This is a genomic window from Enterococcus alcedinis, assembly GCF_014635985.1.
GTDB classification, from domain to species: Bacteria; Bacillota; Bacilli; order Lactobacillales; family Enterococcaceae; genus Enterococcus_I; species Enterococcus_I alcedinis.
In genome coordinates this window covers 96,734-115,486 of the sequence record NZ_BMDT01000002.1, presented here as the reverse complement: position 1 = coordinate 115,486, position 18,753 = coordinate 96,734, and the positions used below count along the sequence as shown (strand labels likewise).

The following is an 18,753-nucleotide window of genomic DNA, read 5'->3' as shown; positions in this document are numbered from 1 at the left end:
ATGGGATTATTTAATAAGTTAAAAAAAGCCTTTATAAAGGAAAAAGAAGAAGATAAACAAGTAGAGCCGTTGCTTGAAGAAGTCATTGAAGAATCAACCGATGAAGCAGTCGTTGAGGAACAAGTCGAAGAAGTCGTTGCAAGTGATGAAGCTTCTTCAATCGTCAATGAATCCGTGACAATCGAAGACCTACCGACAGAAGAAGTGGCTGAAGAAACATCGGTGGAAGTTGTCGTTGAAGTCGAATCAGAGCCTGTGACAGAAGAAGTCGTTGAGCCAGTTAACGAAGTAAATGTTCAAGCGAAATACGATAAAGGCTTAGAAAAAACACGTAAGACTTTTAAAGAACGTATGAATGAATTGTTTGCTAATTTCCGCAGTGTCGATGAAGAATTCTTTGAGGAAGTTGAAGAAACCTTGATTGGCGCCGATGTTGGTTTTGAGACGTCGATGCGTATTGCCGAGGAATTGCGTCAAGAAGTTAAATTGAAAAACATTAAGAAGCCTGCAGCGGTTCAAAACGCGATTATCGAAAAATTGGTTGATCTGTATGAAGCTGAAGGAATTAATGAAGTCAACGATTTAAATATCCAACCAAATGGGTTAACCGTGATGTTGTTTGTTGGGGTCAACGGCGTCGGCAAAACAACGAGTATCGGGAAATTGGCGCATGAATACAAACAAGCTGGGAAGAAAGTTTTACTAGCCGCAGCGGATACGTTTCGTGCTGGAGCAATTGATCAGTTAGTCGTCTGGGGTGAACGCGCCGGAGTGGAAGTCGTTCGTGGTGCCGCAGGTGGTGATCCGGCAGCAGTGGTGTTTGATGCGATGGTCAAAGCCAAAGAGCAACAAGCTGACGTATTATTAGTCGATACGGCTGGTCGTCTACAAAACAAAGTCAATTTAATGAAAGAATTAGATAAAATTAAGCGTATTATCCAACGAGAAGCACCAGATGCACCGCATGAAGTACTTCTCGTATTGGATGCAACAACAGGGCAAAATGCGATGGTTCAAGCGAAGCAATTTAAAGAAACCACCGATGTGACGGGACTTGTCTTAACTAAATTAGACGGAACCGCAAAAGGTGGGATCGTTTTAGCGATTCGCAATGAACTCCATTTACCAGTCAAGCTTGTCGGACTAGGTGAAGGCATTGATGATTTAGAAGTCTTTAATCCAAATGATTTTGTCATGGGATTATTTAAAGGACTAATAGAAGAAGAGTAAGCCGACTGAAAAAAGGAGCGAGTAATCGTTCTTTTTTTGAATGGTTGGTTGGGGGAAAGATTAAGAAAAGGGGCGTTTATTTGAATATAACGATTGAAAAAATGAAAAGTAGTGACTTTAATCAATTATTTGATTTTGAGACAAAGAACAAAGCATTTTTTGAGAAATATGTCCCTTCTCGTGGCGAAGATTATTTTAACTATGAAACATTTGTGGAGCGGAATAATTTATTGTTGGAGAGTCAAAAACAAGGGAAAGATTATTTTTTTGTGATTCGAAATGAAGAAAATCGGATCATCGGCAGAGTCAATCTAATGGATATTGATTACGATTATAAAAAGAAAACGGCCTATATTGGCTATCGTGTCGATGAGCAGTATACAGGCAAAGGCGTTGCAACAAAAGGGGTCGAACGTTTAGTCGAGTTTGCGATTGACTTAGGAATCACTCAATTGTTTGCTCAGACAACCGATCGCAATCTCGGCGCACAAGAAGTAATGACGAAGACCGGATTTGTTGCAGTCGATGCGGTACCAGAAACCGTTACTTTAAAAGGGGAAGAATTGCGTTTCCTGACATTTAGAAGGGTATTGTCGTAGAAATTAACAACGTTATTTTTTTCGCTTCAATTGAATAATCAGTCAAATCTATTCTGTGGTATCATCCCGATGATGAGCACACGGAATAGATTTTTTTGCTATTTCTAAGTTATGAATAATGAAAAATTGCCTTTTCTTTGGATAAATGAAAATCACAAACAAAAAAGAAACCCTTTCGCTTTTTCTTTGATATAATGGAATTTATTATAGAGTAAAAAGGAGCCTTACTATGAACTTTAAAATTCTCCTATCAAAAAAGGAGTTGCAACCTTACTTACTTAAAGCGCGCTATGGTGTCGAACGTGAAGGCCAACGCGTGACGTTAGCAGGGGATTTGGTCACAACGGAACATCCAAGCAGTTTAGGGAATCGTCAATTCCATCCATATATACAAACCGACTTTGCTGAAACGCAATTAGAATTAATTACACCTGTTGCAGAAAGCATTCCAGAATTGTTTGATTTTTTATCGGGAATTCATGATGTTGCTTATCGCTCGATGAATCCAGAGGAAATGATTTGGCCGCTTAGCATGCCACCTGCATTACCTGAAAAAGAAGAAGACATTTTAATTGCTGATTTAGAACGTTTTTCAGATGTGTTATATCGTCGTTATTTAGCCAAAACCTATGGCCGTCGTAAGCAAATGGTCAGCGGAATTCACTTTAATTTTGAATTTAGTGATGAATTGTTGCACAAAATGTTTGCCTTACAAAATAAATACACCGAATATATTGATTTTAAAACCGAAGTGTACTTAAAAGTGACACGTAACTATTTACACTATTCATGGTTAATCACGTATTTATTTGGTGCTACACCGACAAGTGAAGCGAATTATTTTGATAGTGAAGACCGACCAAATGAACCGGTTCGCAGTATTCGTAACAGTTCATATGGTTATAAAAATCATGGCGATGTTCAAGTGTCATACCAAAATTTAAATCGTTATTTATCTGATCTAGAGCGGATGGTCATTGAAGGGAAACTGTCAGAAGAAAAAGAATTCTATTCATCGGTTCGCTTCCGTGGCGGTAAGAAAATGGCCGATCTTGCAACAGCAGGGATTCGTTACATTGAGCTGCGTAACATTGATTTAAATCCATTTGGTTATTGGGGAATCAGTGAAGAGCAAGTCGAGTTCTTGCATTTATTCTTATTATTCCTTTTATGGCAAGATGAAGGTGTCGACGCGGATGAGTGGGTCGCAGAAGGCGAAAATAAAAATGAGCAAGTGGCGTTAGAACATCCCTTAAATGTGACCACGTATCAAGAAGAAGCCCGAGCGCTACTCGAAGGTTTAACGCTTTTTGTTGAAGAACGTGAGTTGGACATCTCGCCGAACTTATTAGCGAGCGTCTTTAACATGGTGGATAATCCATCCGCAACGCTTGCTGGTCAATTGTATCAAGCGAGCCAAGAAACATCTCAAAAAGAAGTTGCAACCACGATTGCTACAGCAAATTATAAACGTGCGTGGGAACATCCCTATCAGTTAGCTGGTTTTACGCAAATGGAATTATCGACTCAAATTTTTATGTTTGATGCCATTCAAAAAGGGATTCAAGTGGAAGTTTTAGATGACACGGATCAATTTTTGAAATTGACTTTTAATGGGCATTCCGAATACGTTAAGAATGGTAACATGACGAGTAAAGATAGTTATATCGTACCCTTACTTATGGAAAACAAAATCGTCACGAAAAAAGTTTTGGATAAAGCAGGCTATCGTGTACCAAAAGGCAGCGAGTTTTCGAATATCCAAGCAGCGATTCAAGCGTATCCAGAATTTGCGGATCAAGGCTTTGTTGTTAAACCAAAATCAACCAACTATGGCTTAGGGATTTCAATTTTTAAAGACGGCGCAAGCTTTGAAGATTATAAGGCTGCACTAGAAGTCGCTTTTAGTGAAGATAGTGAAGTCTTAGTGGAGGAGTTTTTACCAGGAACAGAATATCGTTTCTTTGTCATCAATGGCGAGGTTAAAGGGATATTACTTCGTGTACCAGCCAACGTTAAAGGCGATGGCCTCCGTACAATTGAAGCGCTGGTTGCTGAAAAAAATGAAGATCCTTTACGTGGCGAGCATCATCGAACGCCACTTGAAAAAATTCAATTAGGCGAATTAGAAAAAATTGCCCTGCGATCACAAGGGTACAAAATGACGGATATTCCAGCAAAAGACGAAATTGTTTACTTGCGTGAGAATTCCAACATTAGTAGCGGTGGTGACTCGATCGATATGACTGATGTCTTTTCAGATGCGTATAAGGAAATCGCAGTCAAAGCAGTCGAAGCATTGGGAGCGGTGATTTGTGGCATTGATTTCATTGTCCCAGATTATAACGTGGACCCAAATGAACCAGGTGCCTATGGGATTATTGAAGGAAACTTCAACCCGGCGATGATGATTCATATTTATCCTTACTCAGGTAAGGGCCGTCGCTTAACAATGGACGTACTCGAACTCTTATTCCCAGAAGCATTTACGAAATAAAAAAATCGCTTCATAAAGAATGTTTTTTAACAGAATACAAAGTGAACCAAGCTTGTACCTTTTCTTAAAAAGGTGCCGGCTTGGTTTTTTTTTATTGTCTGTATTGAAAACCACCTGCTATGCGGGTGGTTCTAAAAAGCTTCCAGCGTGGTATAAAAAAAATCCTCCTAAAATGATAAAATAGATTTGGTTTCCCGACCACAAACTATCAATCAAATAGGAGGTTCCTTATGAAAACGGACAATCAAAGTTTATCACACACGACTTGGAAATGTAAGTATCACATTGTTTTTGCACCTAAATACAGAAGGCAAATTATTTATGGAAAATACAAACAAAGTATTGGAGAGATATTGAGAGAATTATGTGAAAGGAAAGGTGTTGAAATTATAGAGGCCAATGCATGTAGGGAGCATGTCCATATGTTGGTTAGTATCCCACCCAAATTAAGTGTTTCTAGTTTCATTGGTTATTTGAAAGGCAAGAGCAGTTTGATGATATTCGATTGCCATGTAAATTTAAAATATCGCTATGGCAATCGAAAATTTTGGTGTCGAGGTTATTATGTGGATACTGTTGGCAGAAATAAAAAACAAATTGAAGAATATATTCGTAATCAAATTCAAGATGATTACGTAGCAGACCAGCTAACGCTGTTTGAAGAGTATGACCTGTTTACAGGCGAAAAAAATCAAAAGAAAACCTAGATCCTTTTAGGATCTGCGAGTAAATGTGGTGCATGAGGGAAACCGATTCGGTAAGCCTTTCAGGCTCAGGCCGGCAAAAGAGGCTTTCAGCCGAAGAACAAACCTCCAGTTCACACTGGAGGTTTTGATTGGCAAAATAAATCAAAGAATGGATGAGTCTAAAATGACAACAAAAGAATTAATCAACGGGATGAATCATAAATTAAAATTTCTCTCTTATTTAATACTGCAATTATTCGTTTCATTTAAAAGGAAGTACGGAGAAGAGAAAATCGTATTACTGATTTCTCATAATAGTGATAGTCTTAGTCGTTTTAATCAAATTATGATAATTAAAGACAGAAAAATCACAATAAAAACGTAAGATTTGAAAGGAAATCGAAAAAAAATGAAGTTCTTAAGAGAAAAGTATTGCAATGTTCACAAAAACATGTTATTCTTTGAAGGTAGTCTTTCTTGATCTGTCATTCAGATTTGTTTATTGCGTAAAAATCAGTCAGTAACACGTCTATTTACACTTAAGTTTGAATTGCAAAATAAACACACTTGATGTGTAATATGGAGGTAACGTTTATGAATAACGGTACAGTAAAATGGTTTAACGCAGATAAAGGTTTTGGTTTCATCACAGCAGAAGATGGGAAAGATGTTTTCGCACATTTCTCAGCTATCCAAGGTGAAGGATTCAAATCATTAGACGAAGGTCAAGCAGTGACTTTCGAAATCGAAGAAGGCCAACGTGGTTTACAAGCAGTAAACATCGTTAAAGCTTAATTTAAATCTAAATTGATAACACGTATCATTAGGGAAACCTGATGGTACGTGTTTTTTTATTTGTAAAAATTGGTTTTTGCTTTAAATGTTAAGCGTTTACGTGTTAGAATGTTTATAAATACTGTCGTTTTTTAATTAATTTCAATGTTGTAGGGGTTAAAAAATAAAGGAGGAGTAAAATGAGTAAGAAAAAGTGGATTGTGTTGGTTGGGCTTATGACGTTGGGTGTAGGTACGGTTATTCATCAAAAAGTGCAAATCGACAAGCGAGAAGAGGCGCAGTCGGTCGTTGAAATCAACCAAAAAGCAGTTGGGAAAAATGGTGAGTTGTCATTGGCGGTTGAGCAATTAACCGATGCTTCAGGTTATTTGAAATTCGATATCCAAGAGGCAGACTTCACGCGGTTAGAAGAAGAACTTGCTGCGGTTAAAGCTGAAAATGAACAGTTGATTGCAACATACAAGTTAAAATCCAATGCGGTTCGTCACGTCGAGCGGGTGGAGGAGAAACTTGAGACGCTTCGCCAACGTTTTGACTTCCAAGAGCAAGTCAATCAGTTATTTGTAAGGGGAACGGCGATTAATCAAGGGGTTTATAATGCCAAACTGCCACTAAAATCAAGGCTTGTCTGGGATGATCTGATTGCGATTCAAAAAAACTTTGAACAAACGTTTGAACACCAATCAGGAACCTGGGTAACGATGATGAAAGACTCGTTGGATGCGATTGAAGGACAAGTCATTGCGGTGGATTTTGCGACAAGAATAATTGAGGATTCTCAAGTCAAAGACGCGAAAGAATTAACAATCTTACTGAATAACATTACAGCCGATGAGACCAAAATCGCTTTGCGGACACAAATGACAGGTGAGTTACGCACAGCTGTTTTTGACCAATTATAAACGAAAAACACGAAGTCGCTAAAGGTTCACTCTAAGCGGTCTTCGTGTTTTCGCTATGACAATAATCGAAAAATTAAATCGGTCACAAATCGTTAATCAAAATGGTTTGCTTTGTGTCATCCACGTGTAAGCCAGTCAAACCTTCCCACCATTCTTTCATTTCTTTTTCGTAGGTAGTGGGGAAATCTTGCACGATTTGAATGAGTGTTCGTTGATGAATTTTGGAATAAGAGTAGTTCAATAATAAGTTGTATTTTAATTCACTGAGCAAACTGTAATACTGGAACATCAAGAAATTCATTTCTTCAGGGTCTTCGTCAAACAATACGCGAGGGGCGCGATCAAAAATAAAACCAAAGCTACGCATCATAAATATAACACCGTCTAGTGATTCATAATCAATCGTGGCAGTGTCCTTTAAAATATCAATGTGAATGTCAAGGGCGTCGGTCAGTTCTTCTTTTAGTGCGAGGTACGTAGGCATCTTCAAAAACTCCTTTCGAGAATAACGGTTGTTAAAACCATTTGTTCCAAAAACTTTTTTTGTCTTTTACAGGTTGCTTCGTGGACGTTGTTTTTTTCTGAAATTTCTCTTCAATATCGATCACTTCTTCGTGAACGGCTTGATCGGAAACGAGTAACAGACCGATGGCATCTTCAGTAAGAGCGGATTTCGGCGTAACAATCGTAAATGCGTGCTGCTTACTAGTAACCGTTTGGATATAGTTGCTCTGTAAAGTTGTTGGTAAATGGCCGTTAATGAGAATTTTAGCCTCAGGATACTTCGTGAGTGCACGAATCAATAACGTTTGGCTTGTCTCCTTTTTCATTTGTGCAACGGTCATGCTGACATAGCAACGTTCACGGAAAGTTCCTAAATACTTGGCTTGTTCATCTGGTTTCAGCAATGGTGTGCCAGATGCTGATTGATCGATTCGTTGTTGTAAATTATCGGTCATACAATTCTCCTTATCCCATTTATTGCTTCTATTATAACACAGTTTTAAATAACGCAAGCTATTGCAGACGGCACATGATTGAAAAAACAAATGATTTTTGACCGACTGTACAAAAAAACAAAGATAGCGTAAAATTAGTATTAATAAACGTGAAAATAAAAAATCAAGGAGGATGGAATGAAGAAAAAAGCATTGTCTGTTTTACTCATCATCATCTTATTTATGATACTCGGTCTCTTTTTTTATCGAGATTTGCGTGAAAAAGAACAAATAACAAAGAAAAATGAAGCCCTTCTGACAGTAAAGTCAAATCAATCCAAGGTAGGCGATATGGGAAAATGGACGATTGCGATTGATGACTTGACAGATGAAGCTGGTTTTTTAGTTTCCGGCATTCGTCTGAATGATTTAACTTCGATCCAAGAGGAACTGTTAAAACTAAAGAATGAAAATGAGAACCTGATTGCTGCATTTCAGTTAGCGGTTGATCCTTTGGCAGATAACGAAAAGGCGGAAGAAAAATTACGTATTGTGCAACAAAAGTTTGATTTGCAAAATGATATTATGGTATTGTTTGACATTAAAGATCAATACCCAATTAGCGGTTCTAGTTTTAATAGTCAGGTGCCTTTGAAATTGACAACAACGACTGTGGACGTTCAGAAGCTGCAAATGGCTTTCAAAGAACAATTTCGTGAGCACAATGATGCGTGGACACGATGGATGGATGAGACATTGATAGTGATCGATGAGCAAGCAGATCTTGTCCAAAAAGCGCTAGAGCTGATTGATCGTTATCAACCAGAAGAAGCCTATGTAATTGAAATTTTGATTAATAATATCAAAGCACCGGAGACGAAGCGCTTATTATCAAATAAATTAAAGTTAAAAATAAGTTAAGGTCTGCCTTGTAAAAGTGATGCTTACTTTGAAGGCGGTAGTGAAATAGAAATGAGTAAATAAATGGATAATCAAAAAATTATTAGAAAAATTCGCGGACTTTTAGCGATTGCGCAAGATGAAAAAAACGATGAAGAAAGTCAGTCGGCCTTTATGTTAGCGCAAAAGCTCATGCTACAGTATGGCCTGGATGCTTCAGAATTGACTGGGCAATCGCGGCCGGATGAGAGGGCAGCGATTCAAGAAGAACCCGTCACGGTCTATAAGCGCTTGTATTGGTGGGAACGCTATTTAGCGCAAATCATTTCACAAAATTTTCGAGTGAAATATTTTATGAATACGAAAACAATCGGCAAGCAAGCGAAACGCCAAATTGTTTTTTATGGTCTGGTGAAAGATTTGGAATTAGCGAAAGAAATGTATCTGTTGGCCTATGAGGTACTGTTGTTTCATAGTCGGACGTTTGTGAATCAGTATTATCAAACGCATGCCAAACAAGCTCGGAATCGCTATGTAACGGAAAGTTTGAAAACCAGTTACCTACGAGGTTTTTTAAGTGGGTTGGATGAACGTTTCACTGAACAAGTCGCGCAATTAAGAGAAAGTTATGAATTGTTGGTTTTAATTCCAGAAGTAGTAGAAGAAGCTTATCGAGTGCTTTCTAGTCAATGGGGCAAGGCACTGGCACTACAAGCACCCAATGTGAATGTGGTAGAAGCGTATCAAGAGGGGTATCAAACCGGAAAACAAATCGATTTTACCAAAAGGACACTCAAGGAGTCATAAGACTGCTGAGTGTCTTTTCGTGAAAAAAGGATGGAAAAGCAGTAGACTAGAAGGAGAAAGAGAACAATAGGGGGAATCAAAAATGAAATTACAAATCACAAAAGAAGCACAAGCAGTCATCGAAAAGCAACGTCAAGCAGGTGATCGTCTGTTGCTTGATTTTGAAGATGCGATTGGTCCATTTACAGAAGATGCTGTTTCTTGCCAGTTATATCCTAATTTTCGTTTGTTACTTGTCCCGCAAGAATTTCCGGAAAATCAGCTAGCAGATTACAACGATTTGCTTGAAACACAGATGGGGACTGTATATATGAAGAAAACGTCGCAAATGTTATTAGATAAAGAAGTTGAAATCGCCATTGAACCAAGTTATCAACGGATCCAGTTGCGTTCAAATGCTGGGATTTTAGCTGCAAACCTTCCATTAAAAAGAATTGTGTTGAAAAAGAATTAGGGGAGTTTTTACTAAGTGGGAAAATTAGCTATAATTAGTGATTTACATGTCGATATTAATGGTTTGAATGCTATCGCGCTAGAACGTATTGGAAACTATCTACTCGAAATAGGAATCACGCATTTGCATTTTGCGGGCGATATCGCGAATACCGCTGATGAAACGTTAGAAACTGTTGCACAGTTTCAGCAGTTATTACCAACAACTTTTCATTGGGGGAACCATGAGATGGTGACCTTAATCGGTGAAAAAGAAATTGAAGGATACGAGCAAGACGCTTTTTTGAATTTTAAGTCGTATGCATTGTCCGAGGAAGTTTTATTAGTGGGTGTGAATGGTTGGTATGATTATCAATTTGCGGAGAACCCTGATTTAACGAAGAATAAACGCTTGAAGGACTTGTATTGGTACGATCGAAAAATTCATCGTACAGGAAGTGACCCAGTTATTAGCCAAAAAATTAATCGAAAGTTAGATGAGTATCTTAAGCAATTACCAAAAGACAAGCGAGTGATTCTTTCGACGCATTTTGTTCCGAAACGGGAATTTATTATTCAACATACAGGTGAACATGTACGTTGGAACCAATTAAATGCTTTTCTAGGATCAGAGGATTTTGGTAAGGTGATTGATCGTTATCAACAAGTCGAACATGTCATCTTTGGTCATACGCATCGACGCTTTGAGCCTAAAATGCTAGCCGGCACTTGGTATCATTGTCGACCATTTGGTTATTACTATGAATGGCAGATTACACGAGACTTTGTTTTTGATCATCAATTAGTCGAAAAGTATCGTCCGAATAAGTTAAGAAGTGTCTTGCGTGACAATCGAGCGCTTTACCAAGTTCACAAAGAAGAGCATCTGTTGAAAGAATTGCAAGTCGGAATGACGATTATTCATTATTAATTTCAATAATCAAGTAAGTGGAGAATAAAAAAACTATTTATATTCTCATAAATAGACACGAAGAACGAAAAAAAGAAAACGCATAAGAAAATGGATAAATGTGATTTTCATAAGAAAATCACCCTTTTCTATGCTTTTTTTTGTATAATCTTCGTTTTTCCTCGTCTTTTTTAATTAATTATTAAAAAAAGATTGACGGGCAAATAAAAATCAGGTATCATTCTCTCATGCTTATCTAATTGTTCAGACAATTCAAATTTTTGAAAGAACTTTCTTGTGATTTGAAAAGTTATGAAAAATCGGGAAAAGTAGAGAAGAAAAGGAAAATGGAGGAGTATACATGAAAGTAAGGAAGGTTTTAGCAACTGTATTGGTTAGTACATTTGTACTTGCAGCTTGTAGCACAGGCGGCGACACGGGCAGCAGTGATAAAGGAAAAGACGAAGGTGGCTCAACAGCACCGGTAGCTTATAACACAGTCTTTGCAACAGATTTAGAGACGTTGGATTACACAGTTTCTCAACGTAAAACAAACGGTGATCACTTTACAAACTTTGTAGATGGTTTATTAGAGAACAACCCATTAGGTGAGTTAGTTCCTGCAATGGCTGAATCATGGGAAGTAAGCGAAGATGGTTTAACTTACACTTACAAAATCCGTGAAGGCGTTCAATGGATGGACAGTGAAGGAAATGAGTATGGGGCAGAAGTAACGGCTCATGACTGGGTAACTGGTTTGAAACATGCCGTTGACAAAAAATCTGAAACATTATATATCGTTGGTAACAGTATCAAAGGCTTAAGCGACTATATTGAAGGTAAAACTTCTAATTTCGATGAAGTTGGCGTTAAAGCTGTTGATGATTACACATTAGAATATACTTTAAATCAACCAGAATCATTCTGGAACTCTAAAACAACTTACGGGATTTTATACCCAATCAATGAAGAATTCTTAACTTCTAAAGGTGATGCTTTTGGGCAACCATCTCCAGACGCAATTCTTTATAATGGCGCATATATCTTAAAAAACAATACAGCGAAATCTGTGATTGAATATGAGAAAAATGAAGACTACTGGGATGCAGACAACGTTCATTACGATACTGTAAAATGGACGTATAACGATGGAAAAGATCCAGATGGCTTATTCAAACAATTTGAAGACGGTACATTAAGTGCAGCACGTGTGTATCCGAACTCACCAGGTTATAAAGATGTATTAGCAGCACACCCAGAAGGCGTAACTTGGTCATTACCAGGTGGCTCTACATTTAACGTAACGTTTAACTTTAACCGTGGTACGTTTGATGCAACGTCTAAAACATCAGAAGCAGAACACACGGATACACAAAAAGCGATTCGTAACCGCGATTTCCGTCTAGCTGTTTTATTCGGTTTTGACACACGTTCATACCGTGCACAAAACGTGGGTGACGAAGGTGCGGACCGCAGCTTACGTAACACACTTGTTCCAACACAATTCGTATCAATCGAAGGTAAACCATTCGGTGATGCTGTAGAAACGAAATTACGCGCACTTGATGGCGAAGCGTTTGGCGATGTTGAGTTAGAAGAAGGCCAAGATGGCTACTTCAATGCTGAAAAAGCAAAACAATACATTGAAAAAGCTCGTAAAGATTTAGAAGCAGATGGCGTGAAATTCCCGATTCACTTAGATATTCCAGTGGATAGTACTGCAGAAGTTTCTGTCAACCAAGTGAAATCATTGAAGAGCACGATTGAAGCATCATTAGGAACAGACAATGTTGTAGTTGATATCCAAATGCTAAGTAACGATCAATACTTACAAGCAACGTACCAAGCAACAACTGGTGCAGCTGGTGACTTTGATATCTCTAACGCATCTGGTTGGGGACCTGACTATGTTGACCCATCAAGCTACTTAAACATTTACGATTCTCGTACAGGGGATATGTTAAAAACATTAGGTCTTGAAGGTTCTGCAATTGTTCAAGGTGAAGACCCATCAACAGCAGCAAAAGAAGCAATCAAATTAACAGAATACGATGCTTTATTAGACAAAGCATCAGCAATCTTTGACAACGATGACGCTCGTTTTGACGCTTATGCCGATGCAGAAGCATGGTTATTAAACAACGTTATCCAAATTCCAGTTAACTCAGATGAAGGTTTACCACGTGTAACGAAAGTTGTACCGTTCACGAAACCTGATGGCTGGGCAGGAATTACAGCAGACAAGTTGAAATATGTGAAGTTACAAGAAGACATCGTAACAGTTGAGCAATTCGACAAAGCACATGACGAATGGACTGCTGCAAAAGAAGCAGCGGCAAAATAAAGGATTTAAAGTAAAAAAGGCTAACTTTTAGCCTTTTTTACTTACATATAGAAAGTAGGGACAGAATTTGAAGCGATACCTTTCATTTAGGATACTAAGATCAATCATCAGTATTTTTCTGGTAACGACAATCACGTATGGCGTGATTTATACAATGGTTCCTCGTAGAAACGTTTTTAAAGATGATATTAACTACGGGAAACTTAAAGGGAAACCAGATGAATTGTCGGTATACGAAAACACGGCATTTAGTAAAATGGGTTATATTGATTACTTACCATCAAACGAATTAATTGCAACGGTAAGTAAAGAACATGAAGGCTTAACTGGTGAACCAAACGCAGAAAACACAGCAATTTTAGAAAAATGGTCAAAAGCAAATGGTTGGACACTGCAACAATTACCGATTAGTAAAGCCTTTTATGCAACGAAAGACATCCCATTACCACAACGCGTGTTTCGTTTTTATGCCAATATGATACAGATTGATCATCCGTGGAAGGTAAAAGATCCGGACAATCCGGATTTAGAACGTTCTCTACGTTTCACAAAAGACGAGACAGTTGGATGGGCATTAGTGGGATCAGGCACACAATATAAATACCAAATTTATTTTGATAAGCAGTTCCCGTTCATTCATCAAAATATCGTGCACTTAAACCTAGGCGTGTCGTATCCGACATTTGCCGGACAAGACGTAATGGAAGTTGTGACAGGCGGCCAAGGGAAAACAGATAGTCAAGAATTAACTTTCCCGACTGGTGTGACAGCTAAATCAGCGGCAAACTTAACAACAAGACAATATCAACAAACGGCGAAACTTTCATCAAAAGAAAAACGTTTGTTCAATGATAACTATACCCTTACTCAAAACAATTACCGTGACCCATCAATGATGGCAATGTCATTTACTATGGGGATTATTGCGGTCTTACTTGCTTACGGCATCGGAATACCTTTTGCGATGTTAATGGCTCGTTACAAAGGCAAATTGCCTGACCGTATGGGGATTGGACTAGTAACAGTCTTAATCTCAGTACCAAGTTTAGCGTTTATTTATTTCTTCCGCTTTATTGGAAGTAATTTCCTAGGATTACCCGATTCATTCCCAACATTTGGTGCAGGTGATATTCGTTCTTTCATTCTGCCAACTGTAATATTAGGAATGCTATCAATTTCAAATATTGTGATTTGGATTCGTCGTTACATGATTGACCAACAATCAGCAGACTACGTAAAATTTGCCAAAGCAAAAGGCTTGAATGCGCGCGAAATTGCACGTAAACATATTTTCAAAAACGCGGCAATTCCAATTGCCAACCAAATTCCAGCAAGTATCATTGGCGCAATTACAGGTGCAACGATTACTGAGACAGTTTTTGCTGTTCCTGGTATGGGTAAAATGTTACCTGACTCAATCTTAGCCAATAATAATCCAATGGTAATTGCACTTGTATTTATCTTTACGACAGTAGCTGTGACTTCGATCTTGGTCGGAGACTTAACGATGGCAATGGTCGATCCACGAATTAATTTAGCAGAAAGAGGAGAATAACATGGAAAAAACGAATCAAAAAATCAATGACGGCTTTAATTTTGTCAGCATTGACTCCTTAGCTTCTGAGAAAATTGATACGCCTACTTATTCCTACTGGCGTTCAGTGGGTCGTAAGTTCTTTGCAAGTAAAACAGCAATTGCGATGTTGATCTTAATGACAGCTATTTTATTAATGTCTTTTATTCAACCAATTTTTAGTGGCTATGACTTTATGAACGTTGAAGACATTAACGACTTTACGAAACGTTACAATCCACCAAGTTTAGAAAACTGGTTTGGAACAGATAAAAACGGGATGTCACTCTTTGATGCCGTTTGGGCAGGTGCCAAAACATCGATTTCGATTTCGGTATTAGCCACAGTAATTACAACCACAATTGGAGTCGTTGTCGGAGCAATTTGGGGTGTTTCACAAAAGTTCGATAAAATCATGTTAGAAATTTATAACGTGGTCTCAAACGTGCCACAACTATTAATCATTATCGTTATGTCTTATACTTTCGGAAATGGTTTCTGGAACTTAATCTTTGCGATGTGTGTAACCGGTTGGTTAGCACCAGCCTACTTTATCCGTGTTCAAGTAATGATTATGCGTGACCGCGAGTATAACTTGGCTTCACGTACATTAGGAACACCAAAGCTACGCATGATTTTTAGAAATATTTTACCGTACTTAACGTCGATTATCGTAACAGATGTCTCTCGCTCGCTTCCAGCATTTATCTCTTATGAAACGTTCTTATCGTTCTTAGGGGTAGGGCTAAGTGCAGACGTGCCTTCATTGGGACGTTTAATCTCAGACTATACAAATAACATGGGCAACTATCCATATCTTTTCTGGATTCCAGTTACCGTTTTAGCCTTAGTTTCTGTTTCCTTATACATTGTTGGACAGACATTGGCCGATGCCGCTGATCCAAGAACACACATGTAGAAGGAGGAATTCGTTTAAATGGTTAAAAAAACAATTTTAAGCGCTGAAAATATCTCAGTGGGATTTAAAGTTCGTAGTAGCGAATTACGCGCCATTCGTAACGTTTCTCTTGAATTAAAAGAGCAAGAAACATTGGCGATTGTAGGAGAATCAGGTTCAGGTAAATCAGTATTAACCAAAACATTTACTGGAATGCTTGAAGCTAATGGTTCAATTACAGGCGGAACCGTTCGCTATCAAGATAAAATTTTGAGTGATTTAAAGAAAGATGAAGAATGGGATGGGATTCGCGGGAAAGAAATCGCGACGATTTTCCAAGATCCAATGACGTCTTTAAATCCAATTAAAACAATTGGTTCACAAATTTCGGAAGTCATCATCAAACACCAAAAGAAATCAGCCAAAGAAGCGAAAAAAATGGCGATTGATTTAATGGTTCGTACAGGGATTCCACTTGCAGCGAAACGTTACGACGATTATCCTTTCCAATATTCAGGTGGGATGCGTCAACGGATTGTTATTGCGATTGCTTTAGCTTGTCGTCCAAAAATCTTAATCTGTGATGAACCGACAACGGCACTTGATGTAACCATCCAAGCACAAATTTTAGATTTAATCCGTGAATTACAAGAAGAATATCAATTTACGACGATTTTTATCACACATGATTTAGGTGTAGTAGCATCAATTGCGGATCGCGTAGCGGTAATGTATGCAGGACAAATCGTTGAAACGGGAACAGTAGAAGAAATTTACTACAACCCACAACATCCTTATACATGGAGCTTGCTATCTTCACTACCACAATTAGGTAACCGTGGTGACGAGTTGTACTCTGTACCAGGGACACCACCGTCACTTTATAAAGAGATTAAAGGGGACGCCTTTGCACCTCGTAGTCCATACGCGATGGCAATTGACTTTGAAGAAGAGCCACCAATGTTCCAAGTAACAGAAACGCATTTTGCAAAAACTTGGTTACTTGATCCGCGTGCTCCAAAGGCTGAGAAACCAGAAATCATCCAGAACTTACATGAGAAAATGGTCGCATTACAAGAAGAACCACAAACAATCGGAGGTAACGAAAATGTCTAATGATAAAGAAGTCTTATTATCCATCAAAGACCTTGAAATTACTTTTGGAGAGGGTAAGAAGAAATTCGTCGCTGTTCAAGACGTCAATATTGATGTGTATAAAGGCGAAACCTTCTCGCTTGTAGGGGAATCAGGTTCAGGTAAAACAACAATAGGACGTGCGATTGTTGGACTGAATCCAACAAGTAATGGCGATATTATTTTCGAAGGTAAAAAAATTAACAAACAATTAACTGGGAAAGAATTAGAAGATAAAATTCGTAAAATTCAAATGATTTTTCAAGACCCGTCGGCTTCATTAAATGAACGTGCGACCGTCGAATATATCATCTCAGAAGGTTTGTATAACTTTAACTTATTCAAAAACGAAGAAGAGCGCTTGTCAAAAGTTGCAAAATTAATTGAACAAGTAGGTTTGTTACCAGAGCATATGTATCGTTACCCACATGAATTCTCAGGTGGCCAACGTCAACGGATTGGGATTGCCCGTGCTTTAATCATGGAGCCTTCGTTAGTAATCGCAGATGAGCCAATCTCAGCGTTAGATGTATCGATCCGTGCACAAGTCTTAAACTTACTGAAAGAATCGCAAATTAAAAATGATGTGACGTATTTCTTCGTTGCGCATGATTTATCGGTTGTCCGTTTTATCTCGGATCGCATTGCGGTTATCCGTTCAGGACGCATCGTTGAAATGGCAGAGACGGAAGAGTTATTTACGAATCCGTTGCACCCATATACCAAAGCGTTACTATCAGCCGTTCCAATTCCAGATCCAATTTTAGCTCGTAAGAAAGAACTGATTGTTTACGATCCAGAAATGCACGACTATTCTGTTGATAAACCGACATTCAGTGAAGTGAAGCCAGGACATTTTGTCTATGGAAACGAAAAAGAGCTCGAAGGCTATCGTGAAGCCATTCGCCCGTAAATTTTATTCATTATTTTTGAAGGGTGGAATCAAATATGAGTGTCTTAAAAGCTTATAAATTTAAAATCTATCCAAATGAAGCCCAAAAAGAATTCTTTGTTAAAACGTTTGGTTGCGTACGGTTCACATACAATCATTTGTTAATTGCACGTTCACAAACTGATGGTAAAAAAATGACGCCAGCTTCGCTAAAAAAAGAGTATCCATTTCTAAAAGAAACAGATAGTCTGGCTTTAGCGAATGCCCAGCGTAATTTAGAAACAGCTTTTCGTCGTTATTACACCGGAAAAAGTGATTACCCAAAGTTTAAGAATAAGTCAAACATTTGGCAGTCGTACACGACGAATAACCAAGGTCAGACGATTTGTTTAACCGATGGCTTGTTGAAACTACCGAAGTTAAAAACACGCATCGCGGTAAATGAACATCGGGAGATCAAGGGGCAAATTAAGTCAGCAACGATTTCTGCCAAAAACAACGAAGAATTCTATGTGTCGATCCTCTGTCTAGAGTCGATTGAGGCGTTACCGAAAACAACGTTAGAAATTCAACTGCGTTACTCGCCCGAAGAATTGTTAGATAATTTGAGTGGTTTAACGACCTTAAATTTTGACCAAGCAGCAATCTTATGCAAAATGGCTAAAATGAATCGTCGCTTAAAATTACGAGGGAAAATCGCACGAAAAAAGAAAGTACCACTTGCTTACGCTAAAAATTACCAAAAACAAAAAGTAAAATTAAGTCGTTTGCAAGGGCATCAGAAAGAAAAGAAAGAAGATTACTTCAATCAACTTTCGTATACTCTCATCCGCGACTTCGATCGAATCACGGTAGATAAAGCAAAACTATCGGATCGTTCGGATGATGAAACGGTGAACTTTACCAAAGCCGATTGGCAAACTTTTTTACGAAAGTTACAATATAAGGCTGATTGGTACGGAAAAGAAATTATTTATCAATAAAACCAATAACTGGATGGAGCTCCAGAGATCGCCTAGGGTATAGAAAAAGTCCAGTACTTTTGTTTCTAGGAATCCGACTCACTAATTATGAAAAACCGAAAGAAGCGGAAGAATCTTTGATTCTTCCGCTTTTGTAATGCGCTCAATATGAGCAATTAATCGGATAGAAATCGTAAACGGTTAAGCGAGAAGTAATCAGTTAGCTTAACGTAAGGAAATCTGTCGAGATACCG

General features: G+C 38.2%; 19 protein-coding genes. 17 read left to right on the top strand and 2 right to left on the bottom strand.

Annotation, left to right across the window (positions count from 1 at the left end):
• The 7 genes from ftsY to IEV09_RS03380 all read left to right on the top strand — a co-directional run bounded on the left by ftsY (position 1) and on the right by IEV09_RS03380 (position 6,709).
• Positions 1–1,230, top strand: a complete 1,230-nt coding sequence (gene ftsY, locus IEV09_RS03410) for a signal recognition particle-docking protein FtsY (RefSeq protein ID WP_188366874.1) — start codon at positions 1–3, stop codon at positions 1,228–1,230.
• Between the two features lie 80 nt (positions 1,231–1,310).
• Positions 1,311–1,829, top strand: coding sequence for a GNAT family N-acetyltransferase (locus IEV09_RS03405; RefSeq protein ID WP_188366873.1), 519 nt, complete (start codon positions 1,311–1,313; stop codon positions 1,827–1,829).
• A 229-nt stretch (positions 1,830–2,058) separates the two neighbouring features.
• Entirely contained in the window at positions 2,059–4,326 is a 2,268-nt protein-coding gene (gene gshAB, locus IEV09_RS03400; protein ID WP_188366872.1) for a bifunctional glutamate--cysteine ligase GshA/glutathione synthetase GshB, read from the top strand.
• A gap of 230 nt (positions 4,327–4,556) precedes the next feature.
• Positions 4,557–5,033, top strand: a complete 477-nt coding sequence (gene tnpA, locus IEV09_RS03395; RefSeq protein ID WP_188366871.1) for an IS200/IS605 family transposase — start codon at positions 4,557–4,559, stop codon at positions 5,031–5,033.
• Between the two features lie 163 nt (positions 5,034–5,196).
• Positions 5,197–5,397 carry a hypothetical protein gene (locus tag IEV09_RS03390; RefSeq protein ID WP_188366870.1) on the top strand — a complete coding sequence of 67 codons (201 nt, stop codon included), beginning with the start codon at positions 5,197–5,199 and terminating at the stop codon, positions 5,395–5,397.
• A gap of 209 nt (positions 5,398–5,606) precedes the next feature.
• A complete protein-coding gene (locus IEV09_RS03385; protein WP_188366869.1) occupies positions 5,607–5,807 on the top strand; it encodes a cold-shock protein in 201 nt (66 codons plus the stop codon).
• A 179-nt stretch (positions 5,808–5,986) separates the two neighbouring features.
• On the top strand, positions 5,987–6,709 hold the full coding sequence (locus IEV09_RS03380) for a hypothetical protein (RefSeq protein ID WP_188366868.1): 723 nt from the start codon (positions 5,987–5,989) through the stop codon (positions 6,707–6,709).
• Positions 6,710–6,791: 82 nt separating this feature from the next.
• Here IEV09_RS03380 and IEV09_RS03375 read toward each other — a convergent pair whose 3' ends face one another.
• Together IEV09_RS03375 and IEV09_RS03370 are read right to left on the bottom strand one after the other, a co-directional pair.
• Positions 6,792–7,193 (bottom strand): hypothetical protein, encoded by a 402-nt coding sequence (locus IEV09_RS03375; protein ID WP_188366867.1) that lies wholly within the window; start codon positions 7,191–7,193, stop codon positions 6,792–6,794.
• Positions 7,194–7,224: 31 nt separating this feature from the next.
• Positions 7,225–7,668 (bottom strand): YueI family protein, encoded by a 444-nt coding sequence (locus IEV09_RS03370; RefSeq protein ID WP_188366866.1) that lies wholly within the window; start codon positions 7,666–7,668, stop codon positions 7,225–7,227.
• A 177-nt stretch (positions 7,669–7,845) separates the two neighbouring features.
• Between IEV09_RS03370 and IEV09_RS03365 the strand changes: the two genes are divergently transcribed.
• From IEV09_RS03365 to IEV09_RS03320, 10 genes are all read left to right on the top strand, one after another.
• On the top strand, positions 7,846–8,568 hold the full coding sequence (locus IEV09_RS03365; protein WP_188366865.1) for a hypothetical protein: 723 nt from the start codon (positions 7,846–7,848) through the stop codon (positions 8,566–8,568).
• A 63-nt stretch (positions 8,569–8,631) separates the two neighbouring features.
• Positions 8,632–9,354, top strand: coding sequence for a DUF2786 domain-containing protein (locus IEV09_RS03360; RefSeq protein ID WP_188366864.1), 723 nt, complete (start codon positions 8,632–8,634; stop codon positions 9,352–9,354).
• Positions 9,355–9,436: 82 nt separating this feature from the next.
• On the top strand, positions 9,437–9,808 hold the full coding sequence (locus IEV09_RS03355) for an iron-sulfur cluster biosynthesis family protein (RefSeq protein ID WP_188366863.1): 372 nt from the start codon (positions 9,437–9,439) through the stop codon (positions 9,806–9,808).
• Positions 9,809–9,823: 15 nt separating this feature from the next.
• Positions 9,824–10,717, top strand: a complete 894-nt coding sequence (locus IEV09_RS03350) for a metallophosphoesterase (protein WP_188366862.1) — start codon at positions 9,824–9,826, stop codon at positions 10,715–10,717.
• A 340-nt stretch (positions 10,718–11,057) separates the two neighbouring features.
• The gene (locus IEV09_RS03345) at positions 11,058–13,040 is read left to right on the top strand and encodes a peptide ABC transporter substrate-binding protein (protein ID WP_188366861.1); all 1,983 of its coding nucleotides are present in this window, start codon (positions 11,058–11,060) and stop codon (positions 13,038–13,040) included.
• 67 nt (positions 13,041–13,107) lie between these two features.
• Positions 13,108–14,595 (top strand): ABC transporter permease, encoded by a 1,488-nt coding sequence (locus IEV09_RS03340; RefSeq protein WP_188366860.1) that lies wholly within the window; start codon positions 13,108–13,110, stop codon positions 14,593–14,595.
• Between the two features lies 1 nt (position 14,596).
• Positions 14,597–15,532 (top strand): oligopeptide ABC transporter permease OppC, encoded by a 936-nt coding sequence (oppC, locus tag IEV09_RS03335; RefSeq protein WP_188366859.1) that lies wholly within the window; start codon positions 14,597–14,599, stop codon positions 15,530–15,532.
• An 18-nt stretch (positions 15,533–15,550) separates the two neighbouring features.
• Complete coding sequence (locus IEV09_RS03330) at positions 15,551–16,627, top strand: ABC transporter ATP-binding protein (RefSeq protein WP_188366858.1); 1,077 nt, start codon at positions 15,551–15,553, stop codon at positions 16,625–16,627.
• Positions 16,620–17,558: an ATP-binding cassette domain-containing protein gene (locus tag IEV09_RS03325; RefSeq protein ID WP_188366857.1), complete on the top strand. Its 939-nt coding sequence runs from the start codon at positions 16,620–16,622 to the stop codon at positions 17,556–17,558. The genes IEV09_RS03330 and IEV09_RS03325 overlap by 8 nt, the downstream gene beginning before the upstream one ends.
• 35 nt (positions 17,559–17,593) lie before the next feature.
• The gene (locus IEV09_RS03320) at positions 17,594–18,520 is read left to right on the top strand and encodes an RNA-guided endonuclease TnpB family protein (protein WP_188366856.1); all 927 of its coding nucleotides are present in this window, start codon (positions 17,594–17,596) and stop codon (positions 18,518–18,520) included.
• The last annotated feature ends 233 nt before the right edge of the window (positions 18,521–18,753 follow it).

Coding starts and splice junctions, on each gene's coding strand:
- ftsY (WP_188366874.1), top strand. CDS start 1: ATGGGATTATTTAATAAGTTAAAAAAAGCCTTTATAAAGGAAAAAGAA.
- gshAB (WP_188366872.1), top strand. CDS start 2,059: ATGAACTTTAAAATTCTCCTATCAAAAAAGGAGTTGCAACCTTACTTA.
- tnpA (WP_188366871.1), top strand. CDS start 4,557: ATGAAAACGGACAATCAAAGTTTATCACACACGACTTGGAAATGTAAG.
- IEV09_RS03390 (WP_188366870.1), top strand. CDS start 5,197: ATGACAACAAAAGAATTAATCAACGGGATGAATCATAAATTAAAATTT.
- IEV09_RS03385 (WP_188366869.1), top strand. CDS start 5,607: ATGAATAACGGTACAGTAAAATGGTTTAACGCAGATAAAGGTTTTGGT.
- IEV09_RS03380 (WP_188366868.1), top strand. CDS start 5,987: ATGAGTAAGAAAAAGTGGATTGTGTTGGTTGGGCTTATGACGTTGGGT.
- IEV09_RS03375 (WP_188366867.1), bottom strand. CDS start 7,193: ATGCCTACGTACCTCGCACTAAAAGAAGAACTGACCGACGCCCTTGAC.
- IEV09_RS03370 (WP_188366866.1), bottom strand. CDS start 7,668: ATGACCGATAATTTACAACAACGAATCGATCAATCAGCATCTGGCACA.
- IEV09_RS03365 (WP_188366865.1), top strand. CDS start 7,846: ATGAAGAAAAAAGCATTGTCTGTTTTACTCATCATCATCTTATTTATG.
- IEV09_RS03360 (WP_188366864.1), top strand. CDS start 8,632: ATGGATAATCAAAAAATTATTAGAAAAATTCGCGGACTTTTAGCGATT.
- IEV09_RS03355 (WP_188366863.1), top strand. CDS start 9,437: ATGAAATTACAAATCACAAAAGAAGCACAAGCAGTCATCGAAAAGCAA.
- IEV09_RS03345 (WP_188366861.1), top strand. CDS start 11,058: ATGAAAGTAAGGAAGGTTTTAGCAACTGTATTGGTTAGTACATTTGTA.
- oppC (WP_188366859.1), top strand. CDS start 14,597: ATGGAAAAAACGAATCAAAAAATCAATGACGGCTTTAATTTTGTCAGC.
- IEV09_RS03330 (WP_188366858.1), top strand. CDS start 15,551: ATGGTTAAAAAAACAATTTTAAGCGCTGAAAATATCTCAGTGGGATTT.
- IEV09_RS03325 (WP_188366857.1), top strand. CDS start 16,620: ATGTCTAATGATAAAGAAGTCTTATTATCCATCAAAGACCTTGAAATT.
- IEV09_RS03320 (WP_188366856.1), top strand. CDS start 17,594: ATGAGTGTCTTAAAAGCTTATAAATTTAAAATCTATCCAAATGAAGCC.